Source organism: Pusillimonas sp. SM2304, from assembly GCF_031628915.1.
Taxonomy (GTDB): Bacteria; Pseudomonadota; Gammaproteobacteria; order Burkholderiales; family Burkholderiaceae_B; genus Pusillimonas_C.
The window spans coordinates 1,441,884-1,453,914 of sequence record NZ_JAVLUJ010000001.1 but is presented as its reverse complement, the minus strand read 5'-3'; the positions used below and the strand labels follow the sequence as shown (position 1 = coordinate 1,453,914).

Here is a 12,031-nt window from a genome sequence, read left to right as displayed (position 1 = left end):
ACGAGCGAATTGCGCTGCTTTTCGCACTCAAATATTGTTTTGCAAACGAGGGTCAAGAAAATCCCGCAGGCCATCTCCGATCATCTGCAGCGCCACAACACAGATCACGATGGCAACGCCAGGAAAGACCGTCATCCAGTCCGCGTGGCCAACATACTGACGGCCTGCCGAGATCATGGTGCCCCAAGTGGGGATCTCGGGGCTTACCCCGACGCCAAGGAAAGACAAGCTCGCTTCAGCCAGCATGGCATGAGAAAAAATGAATGAACCCTGGACCAGAATTGGCGACACCAGGTTTCTGAGGATATGGCGAGTCAGGATCACAAACGTCGAGACACCCAGTGCACGCGCAGCCTCGATGTAGGTCAACTCACGAATGACGAGAGTCGACGCCCTGACAATGCGGGCAAATCGGGGGGCGGCAACAAGTCCAAGAACGACGATAACGGTTGTGGTGCTGGGTCCAAAAGCGGCCACCAGCGCAATTGCCAATAAGATATCGGGGAATGCCATCATGGCATCTATGATTCGCGCAATCAGGATATCAGCCCGCCTGAAGAATCCGGCGATCAGCCCCAGCGTGACACCCACAACGGCAGCAAGCAAAGTAACCAGGGCACCTACCGTAAGTGAAATCCGCCCGGCATAAATCAAGCGGCTGAACACATCGCGCCCAAATTCATCGGTACCGAAGAACCAGGTTGTGCCCGGCGGGGACAGCCTGTTCGCAATGGATAGCTTGTAGGGTGAATATGGCGCCAAGTACGGAGCGAATATGGCCGCCAATGCAATAAGCGTAAGGAGCAATAAGCCAACAGCGATACTTTTCCGGCTCAATAGCAGTTTTATTATAAGCATTAGTAGCGCACCCTTTTGTCAACTAAAAGGTAGGTCATATCTATAATGAAATTAACCACTACGTATAGAACAGCAATGGTCAGCAATGCTCCCTGGATAACGGGGTAATCCCGGCGCAGTACCGCCGACACCACTAAGTTTCCGATGCCAGGCAAGCCGAATACCGTTTCGACGACGATTGCGCCGGACACTAACGAGCCTATTACCAAACCTATGACTGTGATGATGGGTATCAACCCATTTCTAAGCGCATGGCGCATCACAACACGCCATTCTGATGCGCCTTTTGACCTCGCCGTCCGTATAAAGTCATTGTTCAGTGCCTCAATCATGCTTGCCCGCGTAAACCGCATGATGATGGCCGACACGATCACCCCAAGCGCCAGGGAAGGAAGCAACAGGTGTCTGACCCGCTCAAGGAAGCCCGAGTCGGGATTCCCATAGCCTGAAACGGGAAGCACACCTAGCTTGACCGCCACAATTTGAATGAGCAGCAAGCTCAGCCAGAAGCTGGGAATGCTCGCAAAAACCATTGCAACCGATGTTGCGATCTGGTCGAATTTACTTCCCCGGTAGTACGCAGCCAGTATGCCTATGGGCAATGCGATTACACAGCCCACAAGCAAAGAGAACAGAGCAAGAAAAAAAGTAGGTTCTGCACGCTCCATGAGCGCGGCCGAAACAGACCGCCTGAGGAAAATGGACTCCCCCAGGTCCCCTTTCAGCAACTGCCCGACATAGTTCAGATACTGAAGATATAGCGGGTCATTCAGCCCGAGCTTCCTGCGCAGTTCGTCTATGTCTTCTGCCGTAGCCTCTACACCCAGCATGACCGAGGCGGGGTCCCCGGGGGCGACACGAACGATCAGGAAAACGGTCGTCACCACGATGAGCATGACAACCAGCATGCCCAGGAAACGATGCAGTAAATATTTTCTCATTGGAAGCCATCAAGATGCTTTGAAGAAACACTAATCAGGAATGTAGAGACGATGCGTTTCGCGCACATCGTCAATATTCAGCATGCCCTCCAGGGTTTCCCTGCGCATCATGGGAGCCGTTAGGTCACTGACCTTTTTCCCTTCTTTGAGCTGTTTCAAATTCTCATGAGCACCGCCCGCTACGGACAAGATCAGCGCAAAAGGCCAGCCGACCACACAACTGCCTACAGAATCGACCTCTTCATGCGTAAGGCTTTCGGTCCAGCCAAGAATCGAGAACCCGATCGGCACGCCCACAGCTTGGCGAAAATGCCTGATGGCATCTATATCAGGGAAGCATTTGTTGATGCCATAGATAACATCCGCCCCCGCCTCGACATACGCTTTGCCACGAACAATCGCCTCTTCCAGGTTGGTTGCATCGGTTCGCGCCTTGATGACAAAGTCCGGATTGCGTCGTGCTGCGACTGCCGCCTTGATCTTTCCCACCGCCTCGTCCAAGCTGATCAAGGTACTCGAGCCAAGAAAAGGACACTGCTTCGGAAACTGCTGGTCCTCGATCTGCATACCTGCCAGCCCGTTATCTTCAAACTCTTGAACGGCTCGCATGACATTGACGGCATTGCCAAAGCCAGTATCCGCATCACCGATCACCGGCACACTGCTGACCCGGGTACAGTTCCGATAGGCGCTTAGCAGCTCCGTCATGGTTACAAGTCCCACATCCGGATAACCCATCGACGCCGCAACCGCATATCCCCCGACACTGACAGCGTCAAAACCCGTTTCACACGCTATTCGAGTCGTCAGGCCGTCGTAAGCAGGGCCAGTTCTGACCGGGAGGTCGGATGCCAACAGTGCACGTAGCCGGGACGGCATATCATTTCTCATGTCTCTATCCTCTTTGGTTGCCGGACGCCTGGAAATCCGCGTCCTTTTCTATTTACTTGTAGGAATAGTTGTACGTTCTAGCTGGAAATAAATCGAACGTTCGATATTTTTTTTGTCATTTACCTTATTAAAAAGCACGCAACAGGTCAATATCTTGGGGTGTTTATCAGTCAAGGCCGGATTGGCTTAGGGCTTGAATGGATAGTTGTTTTTGACTTGCCCCCAATCGTGTAGCTGCACTTAAGCAATTTCTTCACCGGCGCCCAGTGAATCGGGTCGATATCCGAGGCGCCAGTAAAATTTACCGTCCCGGCGCCAGTCCAGAGCTCAGCGCCCCAGCTTTCGCTGGTAAATCGCGTAACTTCAAAGATATCCGGCGCAGTGCCGGCTTTAAGCGACGGAATCACCCTGACGCCGACGCGCTCGGTAATCGATTTTCCTTGCTCGCCATGGTAGACGTCCGGCCTGAACACGCCGGTGGCAAGCAGATGGCCCTGTGGACGTTCCAGCCTGGAAGAAACCAGCGCAGACGACTCATGACGCGTCACATCAATGTGACCGTCCACTTTCGAAACGCCAAGCAGTTCACGCCCGCAGACCGCAGGCGTCATGGACGTGAGAAACTGATGCAGGTCGAGCTTGAATTTCTGACCGTCGTATATAACTTCGACTGCCAGGTTTGCCATAACATAGGTGCCCGCAAGCGAAAAATCTGTCCTGCTGAAGCTGAACGTCGTAACAGGCTCGGCTTCAATCTCGAAAACATCCAGAATCAGCCTGGATAATGAGTCGGCGTCAGAAATATAGGTGAATGAAAGATTCTCAAGTCCCCGATAATTTCTGACAATCTCATCCTCCGGATGATAAGTGGGGGAAGCCAGGGGCAATGAAAAATGATTGTCTTGACTGTTGATCTTTCCACGTACGTTCATGCAGGTTCCAATGTTGGCAGTTATTCTTCACACAAAATAGATTTTCGCTAGCGAATGAAGTGATGATAGATAACGTGCAAAGACAGTCCACACAAAAACGCATTTTGTTCACGATATGAACCTTGATCCAAAACAGACCCAAGGTGCTCAAGCGGTGCATAGGGCACTTAACATACTATCCCTGCTGTCCAAGTCGCATGAAACGGGCATTCGGCTGGCCGAAATCGTTCAAGTCTCGGGGCTGGACCGCGGAACTGCCTACCGCATACTGAAAGCGCTCATCCGTGAAGGTTTCGCAATACGCAGCGATACCAAGCATTACCATTTAGGCGTAGAGGCAATGCATATCGGACTTTCGGCCATGACCCGGGCCCCGCTGATTGGCAGCGTTCTGCCCGCCATGAAGTCGATATCACGCATTACCGGCGATACGACTTATCTGGTGATTAGAAATGGGGACTTTGCTCACGCAATTCACAAGGAACAAGGGGAGTTCCCCTTACGGATTTCCCCAACCGACCTACTCGGATTTCTACTACTTGGGCTTGGGACAGCGGGACAAGCTCTGCTGGCCACGCTGGATGCCGAGGAAATTGAGACGCTATTTCGCAAGCACCATAAATCCTATGAAATCAAGGGCATCTCGGCATTACATCTGCTGGAGATTGCTCAACGAACGCATGCCAGAGGGTATTCAATGACCGATAGCGCCGTGACATCGGGGGTCGCCGGGGTGGGCGTTGCATTTTCAGTCGCGACGGGGAGTTATGCCGCACTAAGCACCGTTGCGACGTCAAATCGGATACCGCCGCAGCGCGCACCCGAAATCGCCATGTTGGTTCGAAGCCATTTGGAGGCGGCGGGCTTTATTGTCCATGCCGGACCGTCGGATCGGCAGGGGTAGTTTCCAACCCCTCGCCCTGCCCTCTGTTTCTGATAACGCTACACGTTGGCGATCAGGCCGCCGTCCACCCGGATGATGGATCCGGTGATGTACGAGGCCTGGCGGCTGGCCAGGAAAGCGGCGGCCGCTCCGTACTCGGCCGGGTCGCCATAGCGCTTGACGGGGATGGTGCCCACGCTCTCCTGAACCACGCTGTCGTAGCTGCGGTCTTCCCTTGCGGCTTTGGCCTTGTCCAGCGCCACAATACGCTGGGTCGCAATGCGGCCCGGCACCAGTACATTGCTGGTGACGCCATCCGGCCCCACTTCGCGCGCCAGTGTTTTCGACCAGCCCACCAGGGCGCTGCGCAGGGAGTTGGACAAGCCCAGGTTGGCGATGGGCGCCACGACACCGGACGAGGCGCTGGTGATGATGCGGCCCCAGTTGCGTTCTTTCATGCCTGGCAGGACCAGGTCGGTCATCGTCACCACCGACAGCACCATGTCGGAAAAATGCCGCTGCCATACGTCGCGCCCGACGTTCTGCACCAGGCTGGGCGGCGGGCCGCCGGTGTTGTTGCACAGGATGTCGATAGGCCCCACCGCCTCGACCACTTCGCCATGCCATTGCGCGAACTGGTCGACCTGCGCCAGGTCCCATTGTTTGCCGACGGCCCTGCCGCCCGCCGATTCGATGTCCCGGCAGGTGGCCGCCAGATAGTCTTCATTGATGTCGCACACCACCACTGTGGCGCCTTCGGCGGCCAGCGCGCGCGCGATCGCGCCGCCCAGCCCGCCCCCGGCGCCGTGCACAAGCGCCACTTTCTGCTTCAATCCTAGATCCATTTGTCCATATTCCTTGTTGCTCGTGTATGTATATATAGAGTGGGAAAGTTCAGGTCCCGACGCTGAGCGGCGCGCGCAGCTTGCGCAGCAAGGCGATCGCGCTCTGGGCCGTGATCCGCCCCGTCTTGGGGTTTTCCGAAGGGATGTTCTGGATTTCCATGGACAGCAGCGCCGAATCGGACACAACCTCGATATGGTGGGTGTTGCGCTGCAGGCTGGGGTCGGCCCAGACTTCAAGCAGGGTCTTGTCGGGGCCCACGCCCGCCAGCGACACGCTGACGGCCACGTTCAGGTTGGCCGGGAATCCGGACGCCGCTTCGCGCGCCGTGCCCGAGAAAATCAGGGTGGGCTCTTTCAGGCTCATGACATCGATGTTCTGCTTTTCCAGAAATGGCGCGCCCACAAACCCTTTGAGCGGCTTGCGCGAAGTCATCTTGACCGACTGGATGGCGCCTTCGGCCGCGCCCAGTATGGCATCCAGCCCCAGGATCGCGCCTGAAGGCACCAGAATCTGCCCGTGATGCTTGCGGGCCAGGTCCACCAGTTCAGGATGTCCCAGCAACGCGCCGCTGCTCAAGCTCAGGACCTTTTTACCCGCCGTCAGGAACGGCGTGGCAATGCGGGGCAAGAGCTGGGCGGGCGCGCATTCGATCACGACGTCGCAGTGCGGCTCAAGCTCATCCAGTAGCACGAACCGGGGCGGCGTCCGGCCCTGCCAGTCGAATTCCGGCGGAGCATCGGGATTCCTGACCCCCACCGCAACCAGCCGTATGCCTTCGATCCCCCGGGCCAGTTGGCTAGCAATTGAACGGCCTATGGCGCCAAAACCGGCCACCCCTACGCGTAAGTCTTCCATCTTTTGTATTCCTGTTCCACAAATATCGTTCGGCCTTATCGCCGGTCAACATCATTCTAGGAAAGGGATACACCGCGAACAAACGATTTGTTATCGTCGCAGCGATTAGCGCAACTAATGGCTGCTTGCCGCTTCCGCCTCTTCCAGCACCCAGGCACGGAATTTTTGTATGGCCGCGCGCTTGGGCGACGACGCGCGCGTCAGCAGGTAATAATCGCCGGCGCTGCGCACAGGCTCTATGCTGGGCAGCAAGACCTCGAACTCGTTGCGCCCCGGGTAGCCGCGCAGCAGCACCTGGGGGATCAGCGCAATGCCTTTATGATCCTGCGCCGCCCGCAGCGAAATATAAAAATGCCCGTATTCGGGCTCGTGCCCGGACGGTTTGTATTCCACTCCGTAGGCCTTCAGCCATTCGCGCCAGGCATTGGGGCGGCTGGCCGTATGCACCAGCGGCGCCGACTTGAAGTCGGCCACATGACGGATGGCCGGCTGCGTCGCGCACCAGGCCTTGGCGGCCACCGGCACCATGACATCGTGGAACAGCAAATCGGCCTCGATGTCGTTCCATTTTTCCAGCATGACCAGGTCAACAGCGGGAAAGTGAGCCGGATAGCGTTGCCCCGGCAGCTTTCCCACCCGCAGCGCGACGTCGATATTGTCGGACTGCATATCAGCCGGCCGAATGTCAGACACCACGCGCACCTCGATATCGGGATGCCGCGACGTGAACGACGCCAGCCGGGGCATCAGCCAGAGCGTCCCGATGGTGGGTATGGTGCTGACGGTCAGCGTTTGCTGATGGTCGGGGCTGGTCAGGTCGCGCATGGCCTTTTCCAGGCCATCCAGCAACACGTGGCAGGCTTCGTAAAACTGCTGTCCCGCAGCGGTCAGTTCGATATGGCGCGCATGCCGGATGAACAACGGCGCGCCCAGGAACTCTTCAAGCTTGCGTATCTGCAAACTGATGGCGCCCTGCGTAACGAACAGCTCTTCGGCTGCCTGCGTAAAGGAAAGATGCCGGGCCGCCGCTTCAAAATAGCGCGTGGCCAGCAAAGGGGGAAGGCGTCTGCTCATGGGTCCGTGGGTGGTATGCCAAGGGCATGCAAATCTGCCATTAGCCAAGCTAATAGCATCGCATACTTTAAATCGTTTGTCCCCCTTTGTCCGCCTTACTAACATAAACCACACATCAGCAATGCCCGGCGTCGGGCCATTGCCGCCGTTCACCGCAAACAGGAGTCAAGTAATGGTTAGCAAGGAAGAGAAAAGTTCGATACGCGAACGTTTTCTAAAGGTCGACACGTCGAACGTGGCCGACGTACTGGATGAAATGGGCTACCCGGACCAGGGGCTGGCGGCCGCATTCCAGCGCCAGACCGGGTCTGAGCGCCTGGCCGGCTGGGCCTACACCATACGCGGGCAGATGACGCCTTATGGTTTCGGCGGCGATGCCGACAAAATGAAAGCCTGCGCGTCCCTGTCCGATGGCGATGTATCGGTCTGGTCGGGTGACGGGGATGGCATCTGCTACTTCGGCGAGCTGATCTCCATCGGCATGAAGGAAAAAGGCAGTGTCGGCGCCATCGTCGATGGCGGACTGCGCGACACCAGTTGGATCAACGCCCTGGGCTTTACGGTCTTTGGGCGCTTTCGCACCCCGGTGCAATCCATCAGCCGCTGGAAAGTCAATGCCTGGAACGTACCCGTGTACATGGAGGGCGCCACAGGCCGTCGCGTTGCCGTCGCGCCGGGCGACTTCATCCTGGGCGACGACGACGGCGCGCTGGTGATCCCGCAAGCGCTCGTGAAAGAAGTACTGGAAAAATCGGAGCGCCTGACCGAGCAGGAAATCGCCATCCGGCGGAGCCTGAGCGAAGGCATGTCGCTGGCCGAAGCCCTTGAAAAATACGGCCACGTCTGACGGCAAGCCAGTCTGGCCGGGCCCTGAACGGCACGCATAAACCGCCACAGGTCCGGCCAGGCCACACACCCACGGAGGAGAACAATATGAAAACACAAAGAAGCAAACACTTTGGAACCCTGGTCAAGGGCGGCCTGCTCGCCCTGGCGCTGGGCATTGCCAGCACAGCGCACGCGTGGCCCGACCGCGCCCTGAAAATGATCGTCCCATTCCCCGCGGGCGGCATCAACGATACCGTGGCTCGGCTGACGGCCACCCACCTGGGCGAAGAGCTGGGCGCGACCATCGTGGTCGAGAACCGGGCAGGCGCGGGCGGCACCATTGGCACCATGGCCGCTGCCAGCAGTCCGGCCGACGGCTACACCATCTTGCTGGGCGCCAGCAGCACGGTTGCCGTGGCGCCCAGCCTGTACAAGAACCTGGGCTATGCCCCCGAAAAAGACCTGTTGGCCCTGGGCGGCATCGGCTCGGCCGCCAGCCTGCTGGTCGTTGGATCCAACTCGAAATGGAGCAGCCTGGCCGAACTGGTCGAGGCCGACAAGAAGGCGCCCGGCACCATCAACTACGGTTCGGCCGGCGCAGGCACCAGCCACCACATCAAAACCGAGATGCTCAAGCTGCGCACCGACGCCAAGTGGGTGCACATTCCCTATCGTGGCGGCGCCCCCGCCATGACCGACTTGATGGGCGGGCAAATCGACTTCCTGCTGGAACCCTTGCCCACCGCCTTGCCCTACGTGGAATCCGGCCGCGTCAAGGCATTGGGCGTGACCACGCGGCAACGCGCCGCCGTCCTGCCCGACGTCAAGACCCTGGATGAACAAGGCATCAGCGGCTTTGACGCCACCTTGTGGTTCGGCGTATTTGCCCCGGCCGGCGTGGACGATGCGATCGCGCAGAAAATAGGCGACGCCCTGCAACGCGTCTTTGCGCGCGATGCCGTCAAGAAAGACTTTGAAAAGCGCGGGCTGGATACCTACGACGGAACGCCCGAACAATTCAAGGAATTCGTCAACGCCGAGATCAAGCTCTGGGGCGACGTGATCCAGAAGGCGGGAATACCGGTACAGTAGCTTCATTCTTATATGACGCCTCATCGTCAACATTGGAGACAACATGAAAACCACCTTCGGGGCACTCTTACTGGGACTGTGCTTTAGCACCGGCGCGCTTGCGCAGAAAACCATCAATGCCAACTTCGGCCACGGATTTCCCGCCAATTCCATCCATCACCAGGCGGCCGTGGAGTTTCAGGAAGAGGTTGAAAAGCTCAGCGATGGGAGCATAAAGGTCCACGTCTTCCATTCCGGCCAGTTGGGCAGCGCCCGCGAGATGTTCGAGGGCCTGCAGCTAGGCACACAGCAAATCACCTGGGTCCCCACGGCACGAATCAGCGGCTTTGCACCGCAATTGCAATTGTTCGACCTGCCTTTCCTGTTCAAAGACATGGCATTCCTGGAGCAGGTGCTCGATGGTGACGTCGGTCAGCGTCTGCTGGACTCCTTATCGACGCAGCAAGTGACCGGGGTCGGGTTCTATATCGATGGTTTCAAGGCCATGACCGCCAACAAGCCGTTGCGCTCGCTTGACGACTTCAAAGGCGTCAAGTTCCGCACCATGGAAAGCGATATCGTGATGTCGTTCTATCGCTCGCTAGGCGCAGACCCCGTCCCCATGGACTATGCCGAGGTATACAACGGCCTGCAGATGGGCACCATTGATGGCCAGGAAAACCCCATCGTCCTGATCAACGACATGAAGTTCCACGAAGTGCAGAAGCATCTGACCGTGTCCGAACATGCGGTGCTGGCCGGCGTCCTGGTCTACAGCAGCCAATGGCTCGAACGCTTGTCACCCGAGCATCAGGATCTGCTCAAGCAGGCAGGCCAGAATCTGATCAAGCGTCAAAGGGAAATGGCCCGCACAGCCGAAGCAAACGACCTGGCAACCATCGAGAAATCCGGCACCACCGTCGTTCGCTTGACCGACGACGAAAAGGAGCCCCTACGTAACGCCTCGCAAAGCGTGGAAGCGCAATACGTGAAAGCGCACGGCAACGAGCTGCTGGCACTGATCAAGGCCGAGGCCGCTAAATGAGTACGCGTAGCGCACGATGGCACTGGGTCAGGCGCCTGGAAGAAAATTTTATCGGCTTGCTGCTTCTGGCGATCACAGCCGTTATCTTCATCAATGTCGTGATGCGCTACGCGTTTCAATCCAGCCTGAGCTGGGCCGAGGAGTTCGCCAGGTACGGCGTGATCTGGATTACATTCATCGGCAGCAGTGTCTGCATCTACCGCGGCTTGCATATTGCCGTGGACGTGTGGAGCCACAAGCTGGGGCCGCGCCTGGACCGCCGATGGCTCATGGGCGTGAATGTACTCAGCGCGCTCGGTTGCGGCGTGTTTTTCTGGTATTCGCTGCAACTGGTCATCAAGGCCATCCACACCGGACAGAAAACCATCGCTCTGGGCTTGCCCATGTGGCTGGTGTATGGATCCATGTCGCTCGGCAGCGCCTTGATGTGCGTTCGGTTCCTGGCATTGGTCAAGCCGGCGCCCCGGCTTCCCGATAACGCAAGCCCGTCCACTGACGCGCAAAGCAATACAGACAGGGGTACCGGCTCATGCTGACGCTAAGTATCGTATTGATCGGCCTGATGCTGCTCAGAGTGCCGCTGTTCATTGTCTTTCTGTTGTCGTCCCTGTTGTATATAGGCCTGTTTACCAGCATCCCCACCAATATCGTCATTCAACGAACTTTTTCGGGCCTGGACAAATTCCCCTTGATGGCTGTGCCGATGTTTATCCTGGCCGCCAATGTCATGTCGCAGGGGGGGATGTCGTCACGCATTATCGATTTTGCCAAATCGCTGGTCAGCCCCTTGCCTGGCGGCCTGGCCCTGGCTACCGTTTTTGCATGCATGCTATTCGGCGCCGTTTCAGGCTCCAGCCCGGCCACGGTCATCGCCATCGGCAGCATTATGTATCCCGCCCTGCTCAAAAGCGGATATTCATCCAAGTTTTCGGTCGGCCTGGTCAGCGCCAGCGCGTCCGCTTCGGCCATCATTCCCCCCAGCATCGGAATGATCATTTACGGCACGGTCGCCAGCGTATCCATTGGCCAGCTGTTCATCGCCGCTGTCGTGCCCGGCATTCTATATGGCATGATGTTCATGGCTTATGCGCTGGCTTACTGCCTGTGGTTCGATTACCGAAGCGATGAGGCCTATCGCTGGGCGCATATCAAGCGCACGTTTGTCCAGGCCATCTGGGCGCTTGGCGTGCCGGTCATCATCATCGGCGGCATCTACGGCGGCGTCATGACGCCGACCGAAGCAGCTGCGGTGGGCGCGGTGTACACCATCTTTGTCGCCATGGCTGTGTATAGGGAAATCGACTTCAAGCAGCTGCTCGCCATTGCGATCGACTCGGCCGCCGTGACGGCGCAGATCATGATTCTGATCGGCGCGGCGTCGGCCCTATCGTGGCTGCTGACCGTCGAACGCGTTCCCACCGAGATAGGGCAATGGCTAACGGACGCCATGAACTCCAAAATCGCCATGCTGCTCATGATCAATCTGATCCTGATCGTCGCAGGCATGTTCCTGGACCCCACATCGGTCACGGTCATCTTCGCCCCCCTGTTCCTTCCCATTGCCCAGGTCATCGGGGTCGACCCCATTCATCTTGGAATCATCATTCTAGTCAATGGCGCCTTAGGCATGTTCACGCCACCCTTCGGGTTCAACCTGTTCGTCGCGTCCTCCCTGTTCAAGCAGCCTATGTTGCGCCTGGCGGCTGCCGTCTTCCCCTTCATCATCCTGACACTGATCGTCGTATTGATCGTGACGTTCGTCCCGCCGGTATCGCTATGGCTACCGCAAACATTGGGCATGAGGTAG

At 57.7% G+C, this 12,031-nt stretch carries 13 protein-coding genes; 6 read left to right on the top strand and 7 right to left on the bottom strand.

Annotation, left to right across the window (positions count from 1 at the left end; translation table 11 throughout):
- Positions 1 to 27: 27 nt before the first annotated feature.
- The 4 genes from RE432_RS06675 to RE432_RS06660 all read right to left on the bottom strand — a co-directional run bounded on the left by RE432_RS06675 (position 28) and on the right by RE432_RS06660 (position 3,622).
- Positions 28 to 858 carry an ABC transporter permease gene (locus RE432_RS06675; RefSeq protein ID WP_310932504.1) on the bottom strand — a complete coding sequence of 277 codons (831 nt, stop codon included), beginning with the start codon at positions 856 to 858 and terminating at the stop codon, positions 28 to 30.
- The gene (locus RE432_RS06670; RefSeq protein ID WP_310932503.1) at positions 858 to 1,799 is read right to left on the bottom strand and encodes an ABC transporter permease; all 942 of its coding nucleotides are present in this window, start codon (positions 1,797 to 1,799) and stop codon (positions 858 to 860) included. The genes RE432_RS06675 and RE432_RS06670 overlap by 1 nt, the downstream gene beginning before the upstream one ends.
- Positions 1,800 to 1,829: 30 nt before the next feature.
- The gene (locus RE432_RS06665) at positions 1,830 to 2,690 is read right to left on the bottom strand and encodes an oxaloacetate decarboxylase (RefSeq protein ID WP_310932502.1); all 861 of its coding nucleotides are present in this window, start codon (positions 2,688 to 2,690) and stop codon (positions 1,830 to 1,832) included.
- Between the two features lie 170 nt (positions 2,691 to 2,860).
- The gene (locus tag RE432_RS06660; protein WP_310932501.1) at positions 2,861 to 3,622 is read right to left on the bottom strand and encodes an acetoacetate decarboxylase family protein; all 762 of its coding nucleotides are present in this window, start codon (positions 3,620 to 3,622) and stop codon (positions 2,861 to 2,863) included.
- Between the two features lie 115 nt (positions 3,623 to 3,737).
- On the opposite strand from RE432_RS06660, the gene RE432_RS06655 reads away from it, so the two are divergent.
- Complete coding sequence (locus RE432_RS06655; RefSeq protein ID WP_310932500.1) at positions 3,738 to 4,526, top strand: helix-turn-helix domain-containing protein; 789 nt, start codon at positions 3,738 to 3,740, stop codon at positions 4,524 to 4,526.
- Between the two features lie 38 nt (positions 4,527 to 4,564).
- On the opposite strand, the gene RE432_RS06650 is transcribed toward RE432_RS06655, so the two are convergent.
- The 3 genes from RE432_RS06650 to RE432_RS06640 all read right to left on the bottom strand — a co-directional run bounded on the left by RE432_RS06650 (position 4,565) and on the right by RE432_RS06640 (position 7,280).
- The gene (locus RE432_RS06650) at positions 4,565 to 5,350 is read right to left on the bottom strand and encodes an SDR family oxidoreductase (RefSeq protein ID WP_310932499.1); all 786 of its coding nucleotides are present in this window, start codon (positions 5,348 to 5,350) and stop codon (positions 4,565 to 4,567) included.
- A 49-nt stretch (positions 5,351 to 5,399) separates the two neighbouring features.
- On the bottom strand, positions 5,400 to 6,206 hold the full coding sequence (locus RE432_RS06645; protein ID WP_310932497.1) for an aspartate dehydrogenase: 807 nt from the start codon (positions 6,204 to 6,206) through the stop codon (positions 5,400 to 5,402).
- Between the two features lie 114 nt (positions 6,207 to 6,320).
- A complete protein-coding gene (locus RE432_RS06640) occupies positions 6,321 to 7,280 on the bottom strand; it encodes a LysR substrate-binding domain-containing protein (RefSeq protein ID WP_310932496.1) in 960 nt (319 codons plus the stop codon).
- Between the two features lie 172 nt (positions 7,281 to 7,452).
- Between RE432_RS06640 and RE432_RS06635 the strand changes: the two genes are divergently transcribed.
- From RE432_RS06635 to RE432_RS06615, 5 genes are all read left to right on the top strand, one after another.
- The gene (locus RE432_RS06635; protein ID WP_310932495.1) at positions 7,453 to 8,127 is read left to right on the top strand and encodes an RraA family protein; all 675 of its coding nucleotides are present in this window, start codon (positions 7,453 to 7,455) and stop codon (positions 8,125 to 8,127) included.
- Between the two features lie 86 nt (positions 8,128 to 8,213).
- A complete protein-coding gene (locus RE432_RS06630) occupies positions 8,214 to 9,200 on the top strand; it encodes a tripartite tricarboxylate transporter substrate binding protein (protein WP_310932494.1) in 987 nt (328 codons plus the stop codon).
- A gap of 43 nt (positions 9,201 to 9,243) precedes the next feature.
- Positions 9,244 to 10,224 (top strand): TRAP transporter substrate-binding protein, encoded by a 981-nt coding sequence (locus tag RE432_RS06625; protein WP_310932492.1) that lies wholly within the window; start codon positions 9,244 to 9,246, stop codon positions 10,222 to 10,224.
- Complete coding sequence (locus RE432_RS06620) at positions 10,221 to 10,760, top strand: TRAP transporter small permease (RefSeq protein WP_310932490.1); 540 nt, start codon at positions 10,221 to 10,223, stop codon at positions 10,758 to 10,760. The genes RE432_RS06625 and RE432_RS06620 overlap by 4 nt, the downstream gene beginning before the upstream one ends.
- Positions 10,754 to 12,031 (top strand): TRAP transporter large permease, encoded by a 1,278-nt coding sequence (locus tag RE432_RS06615; protein WP_310932489.1) that lies wholly within the window; start codon positions 10,754 to 10,756, stop codon positions 12,029 to 12,031. The genes RE432_RS06620 and RE432_RS06615 overlap by 7 nt, the downstream gene beginning before the upstream one ends.